This is a genomic window from Streptomyces sp. NPDC107454 (assembly GCF_055582885.1).
The window spans coordinates 87,672-108,138 of sequence record NZ_JBVJPA010000007.1; the positions used below are offsets into that span (position 1 = coordinate 87,672).

General features: G+C 71.4%; 20 protein-coding genes and 1 riboswitch. Of the genes, 4 read left to right on the plus strand and 16 right to left on the minus strand.

Annotated elements, in window-relative coordinates; all coding sequences use genetic code 11:
- Positions 1-108: 108 nt before the first annotated feature.
- The 8 genes from ACZ69M_RS18620 to ACZ69M_RS18655 all read right to left on the minus strand — a co-directional run bounded on the left by ACZ69M_RS18620 (position 109) and on the right by ACZ69M_RS18655 (position 6,746).
- Positions 109-564: a PH domain-containing protein gene (locus ACZ69M_RS18620; protein ID WP_470051106.1), complete on the minus strand. Its 456-nt coding sequence runs from the start codon at positions 562-564 to the stop codon at positions 109-111.
- A 17-nt stretch (positions 565-581) separates the two neighbouring features.
- Positions 582-1,439, minus strand: a complete 858-nt coding sequence (hisG, locus tag ACZ69M_RS18625) for an ATP phosphoribosyltransferase (protein WP_075027511.1) — start codon at positions 1,437-1,439, stop codon at positions 582-584.
- 57 nt (positions 1,440-1,496) lie between these two features.
- Positions 1,497-1,769, minus strand: coding sequence for a phosphoribosyl-ATP diphosphatase (locus tag ACZ69M_RS18630; RefSeq protein ID WP_054236279.1), 273 nt, complete (start codon positions 1,767-1,769; stop codon positions 1,497-1,499).
- A gap of 34 nt (positions 1,770-1,803) precedes the next feature.
- Positions 1,804-2,289 carry a 6,7-dimethyl-8-ribityllumazine synthase gene (gene ribH, locus ACZ69M_RS18635; protein WP_352049238.1) on the minus strand — a complete coding sequence of 162 codons (486 nt, stop codon included), beginning with the start codon at positions 2,287-2,289 and terminating at the stop codon, positions 1,804-1,806.
- Between the two features lie 22 nt (positions 2,290-2,311).
- Entirely contained in the window at positions 2,312-3,610 is a 1,299-nt protein-coding gene (locus ACZ69M_RS18640) for a bifunctional 3,4-dihydroxy-2-butanone-4-phosphate synthase/GTP cyclohydrolase II (RefSeq protein ID WP_470051109.1), read from the minus strand.
- Complete coding sequence (gene pnuC, locus ACZ69M_RS18645) at positions 3,607-4,251, minus strand: nicotinamide riboside transporter PnuC (RefSeq protein WP_470051110.1); 645 nt, start codon at positions 4,249-4,251, stop codon at positions 3,607-3,609. The genes ACZ69M_RS18640 and pnuC overlap by 4 nt, the downstream gene beginning before the upstream one ends.
- Positions 4,248-4,883: a riboflavin synthase gene (locus ACZ69M_RS18650; protein WP_470051112.1), complete on the minus strand. Its 636-nt coding sequence runs from the start codon at positions 4,881-4,883 to the stop codon at positions 4,248-4,250. Before ACZ69M_RS18650 ends, pnuC begins: the two co-directional genes overlap by 4 nt.
- Before the next feature lie 153 nt (positions 4,884-5,036).
- Positions 5,037-5,167: riboswitch (FMN riboswitch) on the minus strand.
- 316 nt (positions 5,168-5,483) lie between these two features.
- Positions 5,484-6,746, minus strand: coding sequence for an ROK family transcriptional regulator (locus tag ACZ69M_RS18655; protein ID WP_470051114.1), 1,263 nt, complete (start codon positions 6,744-6,746; stop codon positions 5,484-5,486).
- 129 nt (positions 6,747-6,875) lie between these two features.
- Between ACZ69M_RS18655 and ACZ69M_RS18660 the strand changes: the two genes are divergently transcribed.
- The gene (locus ACZ69M_RS18660; protein WP_470051686.1) at positions 6,876-8,078 is read left to right on the plus strand and encodes an MFS transporter; all 1,203 of its coding nucleotides are present in this window, start codon (positions 6,876-6,878) and stop codon (positions 8,076-8,078) included.
- Here the strand turns inward: ACZ69M_RS18660 and ACZ69M_RS18665 are convergent.
- Both ACZ69M_RS18665 and ACZ69M_RS18670 read right to left on the minus strand, forming a co-directional pair.
- Positions 8,038-8,499, minus strand: coding sequence for an acyl-CoA thioesterase (locus ACZ69M_RS18665; RefSeq protein ID WP_470051116.1), 462 nt, complete (start codon positions 8,497-8,499; stop codon positions 8,038-8,040). The two genes, ACZ69M_RS18660 and ACZ69M_RS18665, sit on opposite strands and share 41 nt — an antisense overlap.
- A gap of 99 nt (positions 8,500-8,598) precedes the next feature.
- On the minus strand, positions 8,599-9,864 hold the full coding sequence (locus tag ACZ69M_RS18670; RefSeq protein ID WP_470051118.1) for an alginate lyase family protein: 1,266 nt from the start codon (positions 9,862-9,864) through the stop codon (positions 8,599-8,601).
- A gap of 121 nt (positions 9,865-9,985) precedes the next feature.
- Here ACZ69M_RS18670 and ACZ69M_RS18675 point away from each other — a divergent pair, with 121 nt between their 5' ends.
- The gene (locus ACZ69M_RS18675) at positions 9,986-11,380 is read left to right on the plus strand and encodes a uracil-xanthine permease family protein (RefSeq protein WP_470051120.1); all 1,395 of its coding nucleotides are present in this window, start codon (positions 9,986-9,988) and stop codon (positions 11,378-11,380) included.
- Here ACZ69M_RS18675 and ACZ69M_RS18680 read toward each other — a convergent pair.
- Positions 11,362-12,486 (minus strand): glycoside hydrolase family 6 protein, encoded by a 1,125-nt coding sequence (locus ACZ69M_RS18680; protein ID WP_470051688.1) that lies wholly within the window; start codon positions 12,484-12,486, stop codon positions 11,362-11,364. The genes ACZ69M_RS18675 and ACZ69M_RS18680 overlap by 19 nt on opposite strands.
- Before the next feature lie 214 nt (positions 12,487-12,700).
- Here ACZ69M_RS18680 and ACZ69M_RS18685 point away from each other — a divergent pair, with 214 nt between their 5' ends.
- Together ACZ69M_RS18685 and ACZ69M_RS18690 are read left to right on the plus strand one after the other, a co-directional pair.
- Positions 12,701-13,405, plus strand: coding sequence for a DUF5995 family protein (locus ACZ69M_RS18685; RefSeq protein ID WP_470051121.1), 705 nt, complete (start codon positions 12,701-12,703; stop codon positions 13,403-13,405).
- Positions 13,406-13,463: 58 nt separating this feature from the next.
- Positions 13,464-14,396, plus strand: coding sequence for an LLM class F420-dependent oxidoreductase (locus tag ACZ69M_RS18690; RefSeq protein ID WP_470051123.1), 933 nt, complete (start codon positions 13,464-13,466; stop codon positions 14,394-14,396).
- Between the two features lie 34 nt (positions 14,397-14,430).
- Here ACZ69M_RS18690 and ACZ69M_RS18695 read toward each other — a convergent pair whose 3' ends face one another.
- The 5 genes from ACZ69M_RS18695 to ACZ69M_RS18715 form a co-directional block, all read right to left on the minus strand.
- On the minus strand, positions 14,431-16,140 hold the full coding sequence (locus ACZ69M_RS18695; RefSeq protein ID WP_470051124.1) for a flavin monoamine oxidase family protein: 1,710 nt from the start codon (positions 16,138-16,140) through the stop codon (positions 14,431-14,433).
- A 65-nt stretch (positions 16,141-16,205) separates the two neighbouring features.
- Positions 16,206-16,994: a carbon-nitrogen hydrolase family protein gene (locus tag ACZ69M_RS18700; protein WP_470051126.1), complete on the minus strand. Its 789-nt coding sequence runs from the start codon at positions 16,992-16,994 to the stop codon at positions 16,206-16,208.
- A gap of 252 nt (positions 16,995-17,246) precedes the next feature.
- Positions 17,247-17,627, minus strand: coding sequence for a DUF742 domain-containing protein (locus tag ACZ69M_RS18705; protein ID WP_403694961.1), 381 nt, complete (start codon positions 17,625-17,627; stop codon positions 17,247-17,249).
- Positions 17,628-17,634: 7 nt separating this feature from the next.
- On the minus strand, positions 17,635-18,105 hold the full coding sequence (locus ACZ69M_RS18710; RefSeq protein WP_470051690.1) for a roadblock/LC7 domain-containing protein: 471 nt from the start codon (positions 18,103-18,105) through the stop codon (positions 17,635-17,637).
- On the minus strand, positions 18,095-20,422 hold the full coding sequence (locus tag ACZ69M_RS18715; RefSeq protein WP_470051128.1) for a sensor histidine kinase: 2,328 nt from the start codon (positions 20,420-20,422) through the stop codon (positions 18,095-18,097). Before ACZ69M_RS18715 ends, ACZ69M_RS18710 begins: the two co-directional genes overlap by 11 nt.
- Positions 20,423-20,467 lie beyond the last annotated feature (45 nt).

Sequence of the window (20,467 nt, forward strand, 5' to 3'; positions counted from 1 at the left end):
GCCTCTGAGTCACCAGGTGGAACATCAGCGGCGGAGGCGCAACGAAAACGCCTCCGCCAACAGGTTAATCAAGACATGGGCCCGTACGGCAGGGTGGAAGGCCGAGAGTCAGCCGTGATGTTGCTCCCGGTCGCCGATGGAGCGGGCCTCGGCGAGCGCGCGCAGGGCGCGGGCGTCCTGGATCGCGCGCTGTTTGGCGATGCCCGGCTGAATGCCGAGCACGGGCAGGCTGGTGCCGTCGCTGAGGTTGAGGAACACCCAGGGGTCGCCGGGGCGCAGGTTGACCTGGAGGATCTCCGCCCACTCCAGGCGCCGCCTGCTGGTGATGTTCACCACGGTGACGCCGGTCTCGTCGGCGACGACCTTGGGCCGCGAGAGCATCAGCAGGACACCGAAGAGCAGCGCGCCGATGAAGACGAAGCTGAGCTTCTCCCCCGGGCTGAGCTGTTCGAGGAGCAGCGCGACCGTCGTTATGACGACGAAGATCGCGACGCCCGCGGTGAGCAGCACGGCCCGGGTGAGGGACGGCCGGAACGTGACGGGGAGCGTGGGAAGGTCGGGCATGGCTTCGGTCGGGGTCCTCAGAGGCGGCAGGCGTGGATGGCCGTGGTCAGGATGGCCCGCGCGCCGAGGGCGTACAGGTCGTCCATGATCTGCTGGGCCTCCTTGGCGGGCACCATGGCACGGACGGCGACCCAGCCCTCGTTGTGCAGCGGGGAGATGGTCGGCGACTCCAGGCCGGGCGTGAGCGCGACGGCCTTCTCCAGGTGCTCGGCGCGGCAGTCGTAGTCCATCATCACGTACGTCCGTGCGACCAGGACGCCCTGGAGGCGGCGCAGGAACTGCTGCACCTTGGGCTCGGCATCCTCGGAGGTGTCGGCCCCGACCCGGCGGATGACGACGGCCTCGGACTTCATGATCGGGTCGCCGAAGACCTCGAGGCCCGCGTTGCGCAGCGAGGTGCCGGTCTCGACGACGTCCGCGATGACCTCGGCGACACCGAGTTCGATCGCGGTCTCGACGGCGCCGTCGAGGTGGACGACGGAGGCGTCGATGCCGCTGTCGGCGAGGTGCTTGGCCACGATGCCCTCGTAGGAGGTGGCGACCGTCATACCGCCGAGGTCCTCGATGCCCTTGGCGGTGCCGGGCTTGGTGGCGAAGCGGAACGTCGAGCGGGCGAAGCCGAGCGGGAGGATCTCCTCCGCGTTGGCGCCCGAGTCGATGAGCAGGTCGCGGCCGGTGATGCCGATGTCCAGGCGACCGGAGGAGACGTAGATCGCGATGTCGCGGGGGCGGAGGTAGAAGAACTCGACCTCGTTGCCCGGGTCGACGATGCGCAGTTCCTTGGACTCCCGGCGCTGCTGGTAGCCGGCCTCATGCAGCATCTCCGCCGCAGGGCCTGACAGGGAACCCTTGTTGGGGACGGCGATGCGCAGCATGAGGTCGGCTTCCTTCGTTCGTGCGTACGATACGTACGGGATTGCGGGGTTTACGGCTCAGAGGTGGGCGTACACGTCGTCGAGGGAGATCCCGCGCGCCACCATCATCACCTGAACGTGGTAGAGGAGCTGCGAGATCTCCTCGGCGGCGGCGTCCTTGCCCTCGTACTCGGCGGCCATCCAGACCTCGGCGGCCTCTTCGACGACCTTCTTGCCGATGGCATGGACGCCCTTGCCGACCAGTTCGGCGGTGCGCGAAGTGGTGGGATCGCCGGTGGCGGCCTTGTGCTGGAGCTCGGTGAAGAGCTCCTCGAACGTCTTCTTGGACATGATGCTGCCCACCCTACGCGCTACCGCCCCTGCCTCAGTGCCAGGGTTCGGATACTGAGCGCAGTGTGGCCGCGGTCGCCACGGCGGCCGTCACCGCCTCGTGCCCCTTGTCCTCGTTCGAGCCCTCGATACCCGCACGGTCGAGAGCCTGCTCTTCGGTGTCGCAGGTCAGCACGCCGAAGCCGATGGGGACGCCGGTCTCGATGGAGACCTGGGTGAGGCCCTGGGTGACGCCCTGGCACACGTATTCGAAATGCGGGGTACCGCCGCGGATGACGACGCCGAGCGCGACAACCGCGTCGTAGCCGCGGCCCGCGAGGACCTTGGCGACGACCGGCAGTTCGAAGCTGCCGGGAACCCTGAGTAGGGTCGGCTCGTCGATCCCGAGCTCGTGCAGGGCGCGCAGCGCGCCGTTGACGAGGCCGTCCATCACCTTTTCGTGCCACTGCGCCGCGATGACCGCGACCCGCAGGTCGCCGCAGTTGCGTACGGACAGTTCAGGTGCACCCTTGCCGCTCACGTCTCTCCTCAGTGCTTTCTTGTTACTGGTTGCCGCAGGCGGACACGGGGGCCGTGTCGAGCCAGGGCAGGTCGTGACCCATCCGGTCCCGCTTGGTGCGCAGGTAACGGAGGTTGTGCTCGCCCGCCTGTACGGGCATCGGCTCCCGGCGCGTGACCTTGAGGCCGTGCCGGACCAGCGCGTCGGTCTTGTCGGGGTTGTTGGTCAGCAGACGCAGGCTGTGGACGCCGAGGTCCTCCAGGATCTGCGCGCTCGCGCCGTAGTCCCGGGCGTCGACGGGCAGGCCGAGTTCCAGGTTGGCGTCGAGGGTGTCGCGGCCCCGCTCCTGGAGCTCGTAGGCGCGCAGCTTGGACAACAGGCCGATGCCGCGCCCCTCGTGCCCGCGCAGGTAGACCACGACACCCCGGCCCTCGGCCTGGATGCGCTCCATGGAGGTCTGGAGCTGGGGGCCGCAGTCGCAGCGCAGCGAGTGGAAGATGTCACCGGTCAGGCACTCGGAGTGGACACGGACGAGGACGTCCTCGCCGTCGCCGATCTCGCCGTGCACCAGGGCGACGTGCTCGACGCCGTCCACGGTGGAGCGATAGCCGTACGCCGTGAACTCGCCGAAGGCGGTGGGCAGTTGCGTCTTGGCCTCGCGGCGGACGGTGGGCTCCGCGGTGCGGCGGTAGGCGATCAGGTCCTCGATGGAGATGATCGTCAGACCGTGCTTGCGGGCGAACGGGATCAGCTCGGGCAGGCGGAGCATGCGTCCGTCCTCCCCGGCGATCTCGACGATCGCGCCGGCCGGGCGCAGGCCGGCGAGCCGGGCGAGGTCGACGGCGGCCTCGGTGTGACCGTTGCGGACGAGGACACCGCCGGGCTTGGCGCGCAGCGGGAAGATGTGGCCGGGGCGCACGAAGTCGCCCGCCTCGGCCTCGCCGCCGGCCAGCAGCCGCAGGGTGGTGGCGCGGTCGGCCGCGGAGATGCCGGTGGACACGCCGTGGGCGGCGGAGGCGTCCACCGAGACGGTGAACGCGGTCTTCATCGACTCGGTGTTGTTCTCGACCATTTGGGGAAGCTGGAGGCGGTCGAGTTCGTCGCCCTCCATGGGTGCGCAGATCAGCCCGCGGCACTCGCTCATCATGAAGGCGATGATCTCGGGGGTCGCCTTCTCGGCGGCGATGACGAGGTCGCCCTCGTTCTCCCGGTCCTCGTCGTCGACGACCACGATCGGTCGGCCCGCCGCGATGTCGGCGATGGCCTTCTCGACCGGGTCGAGCGCGAAGTCCGAAGCATCTTGATCGTGTCCCGTGCTGTACCAGACGGGTGCCATGGTCATGCGGGGGCTCCTTCCAGAACGGGCTGCCCGGCCTTGCGGGAGCGCAGCCACCAGTCGCGCATGCCCGACAGGACGAGTGCGCCGTAGACGACGTAGACGAAACCGGAGAAGGCGTAGCCGTTGGCGAAGTTGAGCGGGACGCCCACCACGTCGACCAGCAGCCAGGCGAACCAGAACTCGACCATGCCGCGGGCCTGCGCATACATGGCGACGATCGTGCCGACGAAGATGTACGCGTCCGGCCAGGGGTCCCAGGACAGGTTCGGGTACGCGTGGAACAGACCGCTGACCGCGAGCGTGCCGACGGCGGCGGCGCCCACCATGCAGGCGCGCTCGCGCCAGGTGGCGAACCGTACGGAGATGTGGCCGCCCTGGCCCTCCGCCTTGCCGCGGTTCCACTGCCACCAGCCCCACACGGCGACGACGATGACCACGACCTGCTTTCCGGCGCTGCCGGAGAGATGGCCGCTGGCAAAGGCCGCGAACAGGACGACGCCGGACAGGAGTTGTACGGGCCAGCTCCATATGGAGCGCAGCCAGCCGAGTGCGAGGCCGATCAGACCGATGATGTTGCCGATCATGTCCGACCACTTGATGTGCTGTCCGAGGAGCGTGAACGCCTCGGAGTTCAGCCAGTTCACCGTCCGCTCCCCTGGGTGTCGGGCAGCGCGGCCGGCCGCTCGCCACGGGCGCCGAGCAGTCGCTCGACGTACTTGGCGATGACGTCCACCTCGAGGTTCACCGGGTCGCCGGCCTGCTTGTGGCCGAGCGTGGTCAGGTCGAGGGTGGTGGGGATGAGGCTGACGGTGAAGAAGTCCGGGCCCGCGTCGACCACCGTCAGGCTGATGCCGTCGACGGTGATGGAACCCTTCTCGACCACGTAGCGGGAGAGGTCCGCGGGGAGGGAGATCTTCACGATCTCCCAGTTCTCGGACGGCTTGCGCTCGATGACCGTGCCCGTGCCGTCGACATGGCCCTGGACGATGTGGCCGCCGAGGCGCTCGCCCACGGCCATCGGGCGTTCCAGGTTGACGCGGGAGCCGACGGTCAGGGCGCCGAGGCTGGAGCGGTCCAGGGTTTCGGCCATGACGTCGGCGGTGAATTCGTCGCCTTCGTGTTCGACGACCGTGAGACAGACGCCGTTCACGGCGATGGAGTCGCCATGCTGTGCGCCCTGTGTGACGACGGGGCCACGCAGACGGAAACGGGAGGCGTCGTCGAGAATTTCGACGGCGGTGACCTCACCCAGCTCTTCGACGATTCCGGTGAACACTTCCCGGGTCCTCCTGCCTCATGGGGCACGGACTCCGGGGCCTGTCGATGACGACAGAATGAGCGGACTGCGACACCGGGAGCGAGCCGCATGGGGCGACACGTCCCGAAGGACGCGCCGAAACAAACGGCAGCGCGCACGAATGCCCGCCCGCCGCGCACTGCCTCCCATCCGGACTTTAACCGTCGGTCCAGGAATTTCACCTGGTCAACCGGCCGCTGGAAGCGACCGGGTCGCGGACTATAACCGCCGGTTCGGACTTTCACCGACCCCGGAGTGCGCTGCTTCTGGTACAGCATCAGTGTGCCACGTCTGATCCACGTCCATGCGAGCGAACGCCTGTGGGGTGCCTCACAGGTCGTCCTGATGGACTTCTCCGGCGCATCGCGGGAGGTCAACTCCCGCGAGACTTCTCGCGCTTGACGCGATCGCCCCTTGGTCCGTACCCATTGACCGCCCTGGTCTAGTCCACTTAGAGTCCATGATCAATGGTTTGTCGAAGCCGAGGTGTCGCACTCGCCCCTTGAGCGACCCGGCGGCGGTGACGGAGGCCCTTGCCCCGCCGCCGGGTCTCCCCTTGCGGGGCGCGCCCGCATCGAATCACCGGGAGCGTGGCGCGAAGAGGTCGTCCTGGGCTGACTCCCGGGCCGTCAGGAGCGCTCCGCGGAGTACCGCGCCGCCGCCCAGCACGCTCGCGCGCACCTCGACCGGCAGCGGGGACATCCGGGCGAGTCGCTCGCCGACCCGCGCGGCCAGCACCTCACCGCCCACCTGCCCCACCTCACCGCCGAGCACCACGCACCCGGGGTCGAGAACGGCCACGACGGACGCCGCGCCGATGGCGAGGCGGTCGGCGAGGGCGGAGAGGAAGCGGTCGGCTGCGGAGGAAGCCGCAGGAGAAGGGGAGGGGGAAGGCGAAGGAGAGGGGGAGGGGGCGAGGGAGCGCGAAGGAGAGGGCGAGGTGAGGGCCGCCACCGCTTGCCTCACCAGCGCCGCCGCTTCCGGTTCGCCGGGCGACACCGCTGTCGCCACCAGCCCGTGGCCGGCCGCGAGTTCCGCGATCGCGGCGGACCCCGCCAGGGAGTGGAACCCGCCCTCGCAGTCCGTGGCCGAGGGCAGCGTCGACGTGCCCGGCACCGGCAGGAAGCCGATCTCGCCGGTGCCGCCGGACGCCCCACGACGGAGTCTGCCGTCGAGGACGACGGCCGCGCCGGTGCCGTGGCCGAGCCAGAGCAGGACGAACGTGTCGCGGTCGCGGGCGGCGCCGTCACGCTGCTCCGCGAGGGCGGCGAGGTTCGTCTCGTTCTCGACGATCACGCGGGCGGGCAGCCGTTCCTGGAGGGCGGCGACCAGACGGCGGTGCCACTCGGGCAGGCCGGAGGAGTCGCGGAGTTCGCCGGTGGCGGGGTCGATGAGGCCGGGGGCTCCGACGCCGACGGTGTGCAGGCGCTCCGCCCCGGCCTCCTTGGCCGCGCGTTCGACCAGCGTGACCGCCTGCTCGACGGCGGGCCCGGTGCCGGTATCGTCCGCGATCGGCACCGACGCCCGGGCCAGCTCCCTGCCGAGGAGGTCCGAGACGACGACCGAGACGCCCTCGGTGCGGACGTCGAGGGCGGCGAGATGGGCCCGGTCGGCGACGATCCCGTACAGACGGGCGTTGGGGCCGCGGCGCTGCTCCCCCGACTCCCCCACCACCTCGATCAGTCCGGCGGCCGCGAGGCGTTCGACGAGGTCGGCGACGGTGGGCCGGGACAGTCCCGTGAGCTGCTTCAACTGTCCTGCCGTCAGGGGGCCTTCCTGCTGGAGCAGGCGCAGGGCGAGGCGGTCGTTGATGGCCCGGGCTGTGCTTGGTGATGCGGGCATGCCGGGATCCTCCCAGATCAGTCGCGCAGTCGGTGGCCAGTAAATCATCTATCTATCAGGCAGGGTTCCTGATAGTTTACGGCGGCAGCGCGGGGAGCAGAGCCTGGAGGGGCGGGAAAGATGGGTTACATGGTCTACGACCTGCGTGAGGTGAAGCGGGCGCGGTACGCCGTGGCCGCCGTCTTCGCCGTGCACGGAGGGGTGACGGGCTCGTTCGCGACCCGTGTCCCCTGGATCCAGGACCACGCGTCCGTCAGCACCGGCCAGCTCGGACTGGCCCTCGCGTTCCCGGCGATCGGGGCCTCCGTCGCGATGCCGCTGGCGGGCCGGATCAGCCACCGCTTCGGCGCCCGTACCGCGCTGCGCGGGCTGATGTCCCTGTGGACGCTGTCGCTGATCCTCCCGTCCCTCGCGCCGAACATCTACACGCTGTGCCCGGCACTCTTCGTCTACGGCGCGTCGGCGGGCATGGCGGACGTGGCGATGAACGCGCTCGGCGTCGAGATCGAGAGCCGCCTCGGCAAGTCGATCATGTCGGGGCTGCACGGGATGTGGAGCGCGGGCGCCCTGGTCGGCTCGGCGGGCGGCACCCTCGCCGCCCACCTCGGTTCGGACGCGCGCCTGCACCACACGCTGGCGGCCGGGGTCCTGACGGTCCTGGGTCTGACCGCCTGCCGATGGGTGCTGGACCTGCGACCGACCGAGGACGAGGCCCCGCCGCCGCGCTTCGCGCTGCCGCCCAAGTCCGCCCTGCTCATCGGCGCGGTCGGCTTCTGCGCCGTGTTCGCGGAGGGCGCCAGTCTGGACTGGTCGGCGGTGTACCTGAAGGACGAGCTGGGCAGCTCTGCCGGTCTTGCGGCCGCGTCGACGACCGGATTCATGCTGACCATGGCACTGGCCCGGATCGTGGGCGACGCGGTGGTCAACCGGTTCGGCGCGGTGCGCACGGTGCGGGCCGGCGGCGGTCTCGCCGTGCTCGGGGGGCTGCTCGTCGTCGTCGCGGACCAGCCTGCCGTGGCGATGAGCGGCTTCGCCCTGATGGGTCTCGGCATCGCGGTCGTCGTCCCGCTCTGCTTCGCGGCGGCGGGGCACAGCGGCCCCAACCCCAGTCAGGCCATCGCGGGCGTCGCCACCATCACGTACACCTCCGGCCTGGTCGCGCCGAGCGCGATCGGCACGCTGGCACAGGCGACGAGCCTGGTGGTGTCGTTCGGGCTGGTGACGGTGCTGGCGTGCGGCCTTGCCGCGTTCGCGGGGGTGCTGCGCGCGGGCGAGCGCAACCGGCCCAAGGTCAGTCCCGCGACCGCAGCAGTTCCCGACCCACGGCCCTGAAGCGGTCGCTCCAGGGCGTGGGGCGCAGCGTCGCGGCGTCGAGCCGGACGAGGACCCGCGTCCCGTGCGCGTACGTGAGCGCGCCGTCGGCCGAGCAGAAGCGGAAGCCGTACGTCAGTCCGGTGTTCCCCAGGCGCTCCAGCCAGAGGTGGACGGCGTACTCGCCGGGGCGGTTGACCGGGGCCTCGTAGCTGATCCGCAGTTCCTTGACGGCGTTGCAGAAGTCGCCCGCCGCCTCCCAGTCACCCTCGTAGGCCAGGAATCCCTGGTCGTTCCACAGGGCCGTCCAGGCGCGTTCGACCATGACCGGGTAGCGGGCGTTGTGGAGCAGGCCGAGTGCGTCCAGGTCGTCGAAGTGGACGGTGACGGGGAGGAGCCGCCCGTGGGAGAGGGCGGGGGCGGCGGGTGCTTCGGCGGTCACGGGCGGGGCTCCTGAGGGTGCCGGTGGGGACGGTGGGGACACCCCCATCCTAAGCGGCCGCTCAGGAGCCCCTGATCAGGGTGTTCGGGGGCTCTCCGGTCAGCCGGCGATCGAGTCCAGCTGCTCGGCGGCGGGCCGCAGTGTCCACAGGTCGCCGCCGGGCGGTGTCTCCAGCTTCGGCACCGCGGCCCGGGCCGCCCGGTCCCCCGCGTCGGCCGCCGCGTGCACGATGTCGCTCGCCGCGTAGCGGTGGAACTCCAGCTCCGGGTAGGACCACGGCGCGGTGCCCGTCGCGGCGGGCAGCAGATAGTCGACCGCCTTCGCCAGGGTCTGGCCGTCCGGCCCCGTGTACCGCCACAGGTTCACGCCGACGTGCCGGCCGATGGCCGCGAGGCGGGTATAGGCGACGAGGTCGAAGGTCGAGTAGTGCCAGCTGCGGGTGCGGGAGAGCTCCTGGGGCTGGCTGCCGTCCGCGGCGACCTGCGGGTCGATCCGCTTGGACTCCGCACCGAGGACGGTCCGGCGGGCGAGGTCCTCGTCGCCGGTCGCGTACGCCAGGGCGGCGAGCTGCATGTCGTAGAAGGTGCCGTGGTTGTTCTTGGCGGCGCCCTCCTCGCCGCCGAAGGCGCTGTTCTCCAGCCAGTCGCGGAAGTCGGTGTTCCAGGCGCGCATGGCGGTGCGGTCGCTCTTCGACCAGCCGGGTGCGCCCGTCTCCAGGATCGCGATCGCGTCCAGGACGCTGGTGTAGGACTGCGAGAAGTCGATGATGCCGATGGCCCGGCCGTCGTACTTGCAGGGGATGAACTGCCCGTGGTCGAGGTTCGGGTTCATCCGGGTGGCCGGGGCGAGGAACCAGGTGCGCAGCACGGTGGCGGCCTTCTCGGCGTACTGCTTTCTGCCGGTGTAGTACCAGGCGAGGGCGAGGTCGTACGTCGAGTCGAAGACCTTCTCGACGTCCTGCCGGTCGGTGCCGGTGTCGACCTCGGGGTTGCGCTGGCCGTCGCGCTGGACGTACGGGCAGCCCCAGGGGTTGTCCGCGGTCTTGGGCTGGGAGGGCCACCAGTACGGGGCCTGGCTCAGGTAGTCGTGGACGTCGCCGCCGGGGGCGGGCTTGGGCTTGTCGACGACCGTCCAGGGGCCCTGGGGCAGCCAGCTGTCGGCGCGGGCCGTCAAGTCCTTGAGCGCGCGCTTCAGTTGGGGATCCCCGCGGTCGAGGCGGAGTCGGGTCTGCTGGAGCCGGGTGCCGTCGAGGACGGCGGTCCGGGGGGCCTTCGGCGCCGCGTGGGCCGAGGCGGAGGGGACGACGACCGCCGCGAAGGTGGCCACGGCGGCGAGGAGGACAGCCAGACGGGGTCGCGCACTCATCAAGCCTCCGATCAGAAATATGAACGCAGTTCATGAGTAAGACCGTGCGAGCGTAGGACCGCCAGGTACCCGTGACAATGGTCCGGACAAAGTTTCACGTACGAAGAAAGCGAAACTCACCATGGACCTCGGCGTGCGCTGGAAACTGCACGGCGACGGGCGGACGCCCGCGCCCGGAGCGGTTGTCCGCCCCGATGAACGCCTCTCGTGGCCGCGCACGATCGGGCTCGGCGCCCAGCACGTGGTGGCGATGTTCGGGGCGTCGTTCGTGGCACCCGTGCTCATGGGTCTGAACCCGAACCTCGCGATCATGATGTCCGGCTTCGCGACGGTCATCTTCCTGCTCGCCACCCGCGGCCGGGTGCCCAGCTACCTCGGCTGTTCGCTCTCCTTCGTGGGCGTCGCCGCGGTGATCCGCGCACAGGGCGGCACCAGCGCCACGGTGACCGGCGCGGTGTTCGTCGTCGGCGTCGCGCTGTTCCTGGTGGGCCTGGCCGTGCAGCGGTTCGGGGCCCGGATCATCCATGCCGCGATGCCACCGATCGTCACGGGCGCGGTCGTCATGCTGATCGGCTTCAACCTGGCGCCGGTGACGGCGTCCACGTACTGGCCGCAGGACCAGTGGACGGCCCTGCTCACCATGCTGCTCACCGGTCTGGCGGTCGTGTGTCTGCGCGGTTTCTGGTCACGGATCGCGATCTTCCTGGGCCTGCTCTTCGGGTACGGGATCTCCTGGGTCTTCGACCGGGTCTTCGGAAAGATCCACTCGGTGGACGCGAGCGGCAAACTCACCGACCACTGGCGGCTGAACCTCTCCGGCGTCGGCAAGGCGGACTGGATCGGACTGCCGTCCTTCCACGGCCCGTCGTTCCAGTGGTCGGCGATCCTCGTCGCGCTGCCGGTCGTGATCGCGCTGGTCGCCGAGAACGCGGGGCACGTCAAGGCCGTCGGCGAGATGACCGGTGATCCGCTGGACGACAAGCTGGGCACCGCGATCTCCGCGGACGGCGTCGCCTCGATGCTCTCCACGGCGGTCGGCGGCCCGCCCAACACCACGTACTCCGAGAACATCGGCGTGATGGCCGCGACCCGCGTCTACTCCACGGCCGCCTACTGGGCCGCCGCGGGCTTCGCCCTCCTCTTCGGCCTCTGCCCCAAGTTCGGCGCGATCGTGGCCGCGATCCCGGGCGGCGTGCTCGGCGGCATCACCGTCATCCTGTACGGCATGATCGGCCTGCTCGGCGCCCAGATCTGGCTCAACGCCCGGGTCGACCTGCGCAACCCGCTGAACCTGGTGCCGGCCGCCGCGGGCATCATCATCGGCGTCGGTGGCGTCTCACTGAAGTTCACGGACAACTTCTCGCTCAGCGGCATCGCGCTCGGCACGCTCGTCGTGATCACCGGGTACCACGCGCTGCGGGCGATGGCCCCGGCCCACCTCAAGACCCAGGAGCCCCTGCTGGACTCCGGCACGTCCTCGTACGACGACGCGGACGATCAGCGCGCCAGCTCATAGGCGTACTCCGCCGAGAACGTTCCAGGTGTGCCCTTGCACCCGTCCGACTCCCCCGGCAGCTTCACCCACAGATAGCCGTCGATCCTTGCCTCCCCGGTGTTCAGGGTCGGCGCCCGGCCGATCTTCCGGCCCGCTGGATCGCACCACTCCCCGTCGGCCGGGGCACCGTTGCCGTTGCGGCTGGTGTCGATGACGGCGCCGAGACTCGCGGGGCCGCCCAGCGCGGACAGCACCTGCCGGGCGTACGCGATCTCGTCGCTCGTACGGTGGAAATTGGACACGTTGGTGAAGACGCCGTCGGAGGAGGCGGCCGAGGCGGCGCCCGCCCGTGCGAGGAGCGCGGCCTGCTGGGCGGCCGGGTTCCAGCCCGAGTGGCCGGCGTCGTAGTAGACGCGGGCCCGGGGGTCGGCGGCCTTGAGGACGCGGCCGGCGCGGGCCAGCGAGGCGAAGCGGGCGGCCCGGTCGGTCGCGGGGAGGCAGTCGGCCTGGGCGACCGAGTCGGGCTCCAGGACGACGATGACCTCGTCGTCGCCGAGGCCCGCCGCGAAGCCGTCGATCCAGCCGTCGTACGCGGCGAGGTCGGGTGCGCCGCCCTGTGAGGCCCCGCCGCAGTCGCGCTGCGGGATGGCGTACGGCACGACGACCGGGACCCGGCCCTCGGCCGCGGCGCCCGCGGTCACCGCCCTGACCCGCGCGGTGATGGTGGCGGGGGTGAAGTCGGCGAACCAGACGGCGGCCGGGCGGTCGGCGATCCGGGACTCGATGACCGCGCGCCGGTGGTCGCCGGGGTGGGACGCGACCCAGTCCAGGACCTGGGAGTCGGGGTGGCTGTAGAGCAGGGCGGGGGCTGCCACGGTCGCCGGCTCCTTCCTGCTCGGTGAGGGCGTCGGGCTCGGCTTCGGGGACGGGGGGTACGAGAACGGGGACGGGGACGGCGCGGCAGAGGTCCCGGGCGGGGAGGGAGTCGGTACGGCGGGCGGCGGCCGGAGGCCGGGCGAGCGGGTCACCAGCGGTCGGGCGTCGTCGGAGAGGCGCTCGCGGTCGAGGGCGGACATCATCCCCGTCACCGCGCCGACCGCCACGACGACCGAGGCCGCCGCGACCATGGCGGCGCGCCGGGCCGCCCGCCTGCGCTCGGCCCTGCGTGCGGCCAGGCGCCGCGCACGTAAGCCTGACACGTACCGCTCCCCCCGGTTCCCACCACGTTTCCGCCACTCCCGGCAACATCCGCGCCTGACGACACGGGCGAGTTCCCCCGTTCTGGGGATGCGCCCGGCCAGGCGGCGACTCCGGTCAGCCTAGGGCTGGGAACCTGCCCCCATGACGCAGTTGGAACAGTTCACCACCCCCGTGGACGCCATCGCCTCCCGGATGCGCACCCTGGCGGCGACCCTGCCGGAGCAGGACGGAATCGCGGTCTTCAACCGCGTCTACCTCACCGTCACGGAGGAGGTCGAACGGCGCCTGGACGCGGGGGAATTCCCGGACGGCGAGGCCGCGGTCACGCTGGATGTACGTTTCGCCGAGCGCTATCTGCGCGTGGCCGAGGAGGGGTCCCCGCCCGCTTGCTGGCGCCCGTTGTTCCAGTTCCGGCGCCATCCGGGAGTACGCCCGCTGCAGTTCGCGCTCGCGGGCATCAATGCGCACATCGGACACGATCTGGCGCTCGCCGTTGTGGACACCTGCCGTACGCTCCGCTGCGAACCAGCCGACCTGGAGGACGAGTTCGAGCGCGTGGGTGACCTCCTCGTCTCGCTGGAGGAGCGCGTCCGCGAAGATCTGATGCCGGGCCCCGACCTCCTCCAGATCGCCGATCCGCTCACCCATCTGCTCGGCTCGTGGAGCCTGGAGAGGGCCCGCGACGCGGCCTGGTCGGCGGCGCGGGCTCTGTGGGCGCTGCGCGGACTCCCCGACCTCGCCGAGGAGTTCGCCGACCGTCTCGGCGCCGCGGTCGGCCTGGCGGGCCGGATGCTGCTCACGCCCCTGGGGGACGGATCAGGCCATATCCCCGCGTACGGCATGTAACTCACGCTCGTACGCGATACGTTCACGGTTCAAGTGCCTGACGCGAAGGAGCACAAGCATGGCTGCTCGGCTGGGTCTGAGTCTTCCTCAAACACGCCAGTACGACATCGGTCGAGACGTCCCGGACGTGGCGCGCACGGCTGAGGAGATCGGCTACGAGAGCCTGTGGGTGTTCGAGCGCGCCCTGTTCCCGGACCCCGCCACGCAGGGGCTGTACGGCGTCCCGGACCTGCCCTGGCCCGACTCCTACCGCGGGGTCGCCGAGCCGCTGGTGACCCTGACGCTGGCCGCGGCGGCCACGCAGCGGGCGCGGCTGGGCACCAGCGTCCTGGTCGCCCCGTTGCACGGCCCGTTCCAGCTGGCCAGGGCCCTCGGCACACTGGACGCGGCGAGCGGCGGCCGGGTCGTGGCGGGGCTCGGTACCGGCTGGTCGCTCGACGAGTACGCCGCGGCGGGCGTGGCGCCGTTCGAGGAGCGGGGCCGGGTCCTGGACGAGGTCCTCGACGTGTGCCGCGCGGTGTGGGGCCCGGACCCGGTGTCGTACGAGGGCCGCCTGACCAAGATCGAGTCGGCCGTGGTCGCCCCGAAGCCGGCCCGGCCGATCCCGATCCTGCTGCCCGCCTTCAGCAAGAAGGCGCTGACCCGGCTCGTGGACCGCGGCGACGGCTGGCAACCCGTGGCCCAGGGAGGCGCCGACCAACTCGCCGCCCAGTGGCGGCAGGTGCAGGACTTCGCGGCCGAGCGCGGGCGCACCGAGCCGATCCAGTCGGTGGCGCGGATCAACACGCGCTACTCCGCCAAGGCCTACGACGGCGCGGACCGCCAGCCCTTCCAGGGCAACGTCGACCAGATCGTGTCGGACCTGGTGCCGTACGCCGAGATCGGCCTCGACGAGTACTTCGTCGACCTCCAGGACGGCCCGCGGGACGCCGAGGAGCTCAAGGACCTGGCCGCCGAGGTGTACGCGGCGGCCCGCGCGGCCGGAATCTGACCGGCCGCCCCACGAAGGCCGGCCCGGACAGGTCCTAGTCCTCGGGCAGTTCCACCGGCGCGATCTCGTCGTAGAGGTCGCCGGGCCCGGGGTTGGTCGGGTCGGTCGCTCCGCCCAGCTGGTGCATGACGCCCCAGACCGCGTTCAGCGCGGTCTGCACGGCGCCCTCGGCCCAGCCTGCCGTCCAGGAGATGTCGTCGCCCGCGAGGAAGATGCCCCGCTTGTCCTCGGGCAGTGTGTCCTGCATGAAGTGCGTGAACAGGCGGCGCTGGTAGCGGTAGTGGCCGGGCAGGTTGGCCTTGAACGCGCCCATGAAGTAGGGCTCGTTCTCCCAGGACACGGTCACCGGGTTGCCGATGATGTGCTTCCTGATGTCGACCTGCGGGTAGATCTCGCCGAGCGACTTCAGCATGACCTCCATCCGCTCGTTCGCGGACAGCGGCAGCCACTTCAGGCTGTCGTCGCACCACGTGTACGAGAGGCAGATGACGGCGGGCTTGTCCGGGCCCTCGTCGAGGAGGTAGGTCCCGCGGGTCATGCGGTCGGTGAGCGTCATCGACATGACGTCACGCCCCGTCGGATTTCCCCTGTCGTCGACGGCCTTGTCGAGCCAGAAGGGCCGGTCCACGGGTACGAAGAGCTTGCTCGACTCCATGTAGTGGGTGCGCTCCATCGCCGTCCAGTGGTCGATCGGGAAGAGCGAGTCGTCGCAGGCGATCTTGGAGAGCAGCAGCCAGGACTGGGCGGTGAAGATCGCCGCCTTGAAGGTGCGGATGTCGCCGTTCGCGTCGGTGACGGTGATCTGGTTGCCCGCGGTGCGGTGCAGCCGGGTCACGGCCGGGCGCGGCGTGCCGTCGTGCAGCTTCGCGAGCGAGGTGCCGTAGGCCCAGTGCACGATCTTCTGCGGCTCGCGCTCCCACAGGCGCAGCGGCAGCTGCTGGGAGCCGCCGACGATGCCGCGGTGGTGGTCGTCGGCCTCGGTGTAGACGACGCGCAGGATCTCGAGGATCGAGTTCGGGAAGTCGGTGTCCCAGCCTCCGGTGCCGAAGCCGACCTGGCCGAAGATCTCGCGGTGCCGGAAGGACTTGAAGGAGTCCGAGTCGCAGAGGAAACCGTAGAAGGTCTGGTTGTCGAGCTTCTCGACGAGCTTCGCCCAGATCTCGCGGATGCGCGGCACATCGCGCTCACGCATGGCCTGGTTCATGTCGGAGAAGTCGGCGCCCTCTTCGAGGCAGGCGTTCCAGGCGTTCATCACGTCGCGGTAGACCTGCGGCAGGTCGTCGACGGTGGTCGCGTAGTGCGACTCGCCCTTGAGGTCGACGACCGTCGAGGGGGTGCACTCCGCGAGCGGGTTGGGGAACGGCCGGGTCTCCAGACCCACCAGGTCGATGTAGTGCTGGAGGGCGGTGGAGGAGGGCGGGAAGCGCATGGCGCCCATCTCGGCGGTGAGCGACGGGTCGCACCCCTCGAAGCCCACGGTCCGCAGGCGACCACCGATCTCGTCGGCCTCGTAGACGACGGGCTTGAGGCCCATCTTCATCAGCTCGTAGGCGGCCACGATGCCGGACAGGCCGCCGCCGATGACCGCGACCTCGGTGCCGTGCTCGGTCGCGGGTATCTGGCCGAGGCCCGCCGGGTGGGCGAGGAAGTCGTCGTACGCGTACGGGAAGTCCGGCCCGAACATGGTGATCGGCGGCTGCTGCGCGTCGGCGTGCTGGACGGCGGTGGGCACCGTGGACGTCATGGGGTACGGACTCCTTGCGGGAAAGCTGGTGAGGGGAGGCGAGGCGCCGGGGAGCGGCCGGGTTGTCAGACGAGCGACCCGTAGAGGCCGGGGTGGCGGTCCTTCAGATACGGGTTCGCCTCGCGCGAGGCCGCGAGGAAGTCGGGGTCGGCGTCGGCCAGGACGAGTTCCTCACCGCGTCCGGCCCGGGTACGGGCGATCCCGTCGGGGCCGGCCAGCGTGGACAGTCCGACGAACTCGAACTCGCCCTCCTGGCCGACCCGGTTGACGTACGCGACGTACATCTGGTTCTCGAAGGCGCGCACCGGGACGACGGCCTCGGCGACGAACTGGAAGGGGTGCATCTGCGCGGTCGGCACGACGAGGAGGTCGGTGCCGGCGAGGGCGTGCGCCCGGACGTTCTCCGGGAACTCGACGTCGTAGCAGATCATGAGGCCGACGCGGAGGCCGTTCAGCTCCGCCTGGACGACGGGCTGCTCGCCGGGCGTGAAGTGGTCGCGCTCGAAGCAGCCGAAGAGGTGGGTCTTGCGGTAGTTCGCGAGGCGGGTGCCGTCGGCGGAGACGATCTGCGCGGAGTTGTAGACCGTATCGCCCTCGCGCTCGGGGTAGCCGTAGACGACGGCGACGCCGTGGCGGGTGGCGATCGCCGCGATCGCGTCGGCGGAGTCCCCGTCGGCGGGCTCGGCGAGGCGGCCGATGTCGTCGCCGATCGCGTACCCCGTGAGGAACATCTCCGGCGCCGCCACGAGCCCGGCGCCGGCAGCGGCGGCGCGGCCCGCGGCCTCGTCGAGGACCTTCAGGTTCTCGACGACCGAGCCGGGGCGGCCGGAGCTCTGGAGCAGGGCTGTGCGCATGCGTGGTCCTCACGGGTACGGAGGGGTGTCGGGGGCTGCTTAGACGGTACGGGCGGGGGGCTCGGGGGGACAAGGAGGAGCCGTTGCGCGCCGGTGGACGAATCGTTGCGTGCGCCTCGCCTCCGGCGGCGATTCGTTGCGCGCCCCCGGGCGGGGCCCAAAACCGCTGAGGCGCAGGTCACAGACGCCGTGACGAGCCGACGCGACCTCGCCGTGCGGAGCCGTCCCGGCCGCACGGCCCGCGTCCCGTTCTCACAGCGCGCGCAGTCGCTCCACGATCTCGCGCAGCAGCTCGGGGTCGGCCGCCGGGCCGCCCTGTTCCGGCCGCCGGGGCGCGTCGATGCGTACGAGACCGGCCTCGGCCAGATCGCCGAGCAGCACGCGTACGACGGTCAGGGGCAGGTCGGCGTCGGCGGCGAGCTCGACGACCGGCCGGGGTCCGTGGCGCACCAGGGCCAGCAGGGCGGCGCCTGCGTGGTCGACACCCGGCCGGCCCTCTTCCGTCCTCAGGGCGGTGACCCGCGACATCAGATCGATCGTGTGCCGGTCCGAGGGCCGGGTCCGGCCCCGGGTCACGGTGTAGGGCCGCACCATCGACCCGGTCTCGTCCTCGTACCAGTGGTCGTCGGTCACGGCCGGGTCAGGGGCCCGCGGGGTCGGCGGCCGACCGTACGGCGGCGGCCATGTGGCGGCCGACGCGGCGCACCAGCAACGCCATCTCGTGGGCGAGCTGTCCGACGTCCGTCTGCACCTCGCTCAGGACGGCCAGCCGGCTGCCGTCGCCCGCCGGGGTGATGAAGAGGTAGGCGTCGTCGAGCATCACCATGGTCTGGCGCACCTCCCCCGCGGCGAAGCGTTCACCGGCCGAGCGGGCCAGGCTGTGGAAGCCGGAGCAGACGGCGGCGAGGTGCTCGATGTCCCGTCGGCGCATGCCGTCCGAGCAGCTCAGCGGGAGGCCGTCGGCGGTGAGGAGCACGGCCTGGCGGACGTGGTCGGTCCTGGCCACGAGGTCGTCGAGCAGCCAGCCGAGGTCCGTGCCGGGCGGTTCGGGGGTGCTGCCCCGGGGCTCGGAGGCCCGCTCGGAGTGCTCGGGGCTCTGGTCACGGAGCATCGTCGGCATCCGTCCCTTCCTCGGTGTCGGTTCGCCGCTCGGATCCGGGCCCGGTGGGCAGGCCCTTGCGGCCACGGTCGAGGCCGCGCTGGAAGGCGCCGAAGACCGCGCGGACCTCCTCGGGGGTGACCTCGCGCTGCGACGGCTCGTCGGCGGCGGGGCCCTCGGTGCGCAGTTCGGGGGCGAGGGAGGTCTGCCGGACGCGGGTGGGCAGCGCGGGCGGGCTCGTGGCGGGGGCGTTCCTGGGCGCACGGTCCGCGTGCCGCTCAGGTGCCTCCCGCTGCTTCTCAAGGACCGCGGCGCCCTTCCGGGAGGCCTCGGAGGTCCAGGACGTCTCCGAGGTCCGGGAGGTGCGCGACGGCAGTGCCCGCGGGTCCCTGTCCGCCGCCGGTCCCGGCCGCTCGGGGTCGACCGGCGCGAGGACCGTCTCCGGCAGCAGCACCACCGCCGTCGTACCGCCGTACGGCGACCGGCACAACGTGACCTCGATGCCGTGCCGTGCGGCGAGCCGCCCCACCACGTACAGCCCGAGCCGGTCGTGCCGGGTCGGGTCGAAGTCGTCCGGCGTGGTGAGGGTGCGGTGTGCCTCCTCGATCTGTTCGGGTTCGAGACCGAGGCCCCGGTCGTCGATCTCCAGGACGAACCCGCCCCCGGCCCGGCCGGTGCGCAGGGTGACCTGGGTCTGGGGCGGTGAGAACACGGTGGCGTTCTCGACGAGTTCGGCGATCAGATGGACGACGTCGGCGACGGCGTCCGCCGCCACGCCCACCTCCGGCATCGGCGGGACCACGACGCGCGCGTACTCCTCGATCTCGCTCACCGCGGAGGCCACCACCCGGGCGACCGGTACGGGCCTGCGCCATCTGCGGCCGGGCGCCGCGCCGGAGAGGATGATCAGGCTTTCCGCGTGGCGCCGCATCCGGGTGGTGAGGTGGTCGATCCGGAACAGGTCATCCAGGACGTCCGGGTCTTCGGTGCGCCGCTCCAGCGTGTCGACCAGTTTGAGCTGGCGGTGGACGAGCGCCTGGTTGCGGCGGGCGATGTTGAGGAGCACCGCGAACAGCCCGCGGCGCAGGGTGGCCTGTTTGACGGCGGCCTCGACGGCCGCGAGGCGGGCGGTGTTGAAGGACCGGCCGACCTGGCCGATCTCGTCGGCTCCCGCCTCCCCGTCGGCCAGGGGCGGTGCCTCGGTGGCGGCGTCCACGTCCTCGCCCGCGCCGAGCCGCCGCATCACGTCGGGCAGTTGGCGGGTGGTGAGGAGGTCGGCGGCGTCCCGGAGGGTCTCCAGGCGGCGCGAGATGCGCCGGGCGCCGCGCACGGCGAACCACAGGGACAGTCCGACAGCGGCGAGTCCGAGTGCACCGACGATCGCCGCCTTGGCCAGCTCCCGGTAGGCGAGGGCCCGTCCGCGTTCGGCGGAGTTGACGGCCGACCGCGTACACAGCTGCATGTACCGCTTGACGGCCCGGTCGGTGGTGGTGCGCCAGGAGCCGGCCGCGACGGCCTCCCCCGCACCCCGTGCGCCCGCCCGCAGCAGCGCGTCCTCACCCCGGGTCAGCTCCCGGTACAGGGAGCCGCGCTGGAACTCCTCGAAGAGGGCGCGCGAGTCGGCGGGCAGGTCGGGCACATACGTCCGCTCGAAGACCCGGCGGTCCTCGATCGTCGCGGTGAGCGTGTCGTACTGGCGGTCGGTGAGCGATCCGGCGGCTCGCGCCCCGGCGACGAGCGCGTCCTCCCGCGAGACGAACTCCCTCACTCGCACCAGCTCGATGACGACCTGGGCCTCGCGAGCCAACTGTCCGGCCTGCAGCGCGGTGAGGGCGGACTGGACGTCGAAGCCCGGCTCCACGAGGGCGCCGTACTCGGTGACCGCCCGGTCCCAGCTGATGGCGCGGGACAGCACCCGCTCCCGCAGCCCCTCCAGCCCGTCGAAGGAGCGCAGCACGGCGTCGAGCACCTGCCGTTGTCTGCCGGAGAGCCGCCCGCGGTCGCCGTCCCGGATCGCCGTCCGCATGGCGGTCACTGCGCGGTCGGTGCGGCGCTGCTGCTCCATCAGGTCGAGGGCCGCCGCCGTGCCGTGGTCGGCACCCAGATAGGTGGCCGCGAGCCGCCGTTCGATCTGGATCTGGCCGACCGCCGTGTCGACGGGCGTCCCGAAGTCGTCGTACACCCCCTGGACCCGGACGAGCGCGCGCAGTTCGCCGGTGACGGACACCATGGCGAAGCTCCACAGCACCATGAGGGCGACCACCGGTGCGAGCGCGAGCGCCACGATGCGCGTACGGACCGTGGTGGGACGGCCGAAGGACCAGCGCATGGACTCCCCAGGACGACAGGACGGTCGGGTGGCCGGGCGACGGTT

Coding starts and splice junctions, on each gene's coding strand:
- ACZ69M_RS18715 (WP_470051128.1), bottom strand. CDS start 20,422: ATGCGCTGGTCCTTCGGCCGTCCCACCACGGTCCGTACGCGCATCGTG.
- ACZ69M_RS18655 (WP_470051114.1), bottom strand. CDS start 6,746: ATGCCCGCATCACCAAGCACAGCCCGGGCCATCAACGACCGCCTCGCC.
- ACZ69M_RS18670 (WP_470051118.1), bottom strand. CDS start 9,864: ATGAGTGCGCGACCCCGTCTGGCTGTCCTCCTCGCCGCCGTGGCCACC.
- hisG (WP_075027511.1), bottom strand. CDS start 1,439: ATGCTGCGCATCGCCGTCCCCAACAAGGGTTCCCTGTCAGGCCCTGCG.
- ACZ69M_RS18690 (WP_470051123.1), top strand. CDS start 13,464: ATGGCTGCTCGGCTGGGTCTGAGTCTTCCTCAAACACGCCAGTACGAC.
- ACZ69M_RS18630 (WP_054236279.1), bottom strand. CDS start 1,769: ATGTCCAAGAAGACGTTCGAGGAGCTCTTCACCGAGCTCCAGCACAAG.
- ACZ69M_RS18620 (WP_470051106.1), bottom strand. CDS start 564: ATGCCCGACCTTCCCACGCTCCCCGTCACGTTCCGGCCGTCCCTCACC.
- ACZ69M_RS18685 (WP_470051121.1), top strand. CDS start 12,701: ATGACGCAGTTGGAACAGTTCACCACCCCCGTGGACGCCATCGCCTCC.
- ACZ69M_RS18695 (WP_470051124.1), bottom strand. CDS start 16,140: ATGACGTCCACGGTGCCCACCGCCGTCCAGCACGCCGACGCGCAGCAG.
- ACZ69M_RS18640 (WP_470051109.1), bottom strand. CDS start 3,610: ATGACCATGGCACCCGTCTGGTACAGCACGGGACACGATCAAGATGCT.
- ACZ69M_RS18675 (WP_470051120.1), top strand. CDS start 9,986: ATGGACCTCGGCGTGCGCTGGAAACTGCACGGCGACGGGCGGACGCCC.
- ACZ69M_RS18660 (WP_470051686.1), top strand. CDS start 6,876: ATGGTCTACGACCTGCGTGAGGTGAAGCGGGCGCGGTACGCCGTGGCC.
- ACZ69M_RS18680 (WP_470051688.1), bottom strand. CDS start 12,486: ATGGTCGCGGCGGCCTCGGTCGTCGTGGCGGTCGGCGCGGTGACGGGG.
- ACZ69M_RS18710 (WP_470051690.1), bottom strand. CDS start 18,105: ATGCTCCGTGACCAGAGCCCCGAGCACTCCGAGCGGGCCTCCGAGCCC.
- ACZ69M_RS18700 (WP_470051126.1), bottom strand. CDS start 16,994: ATGCGCACAGCCCTGCTCCAGAGCTCCGGCCGCCCCGGCTCGGTCGTC.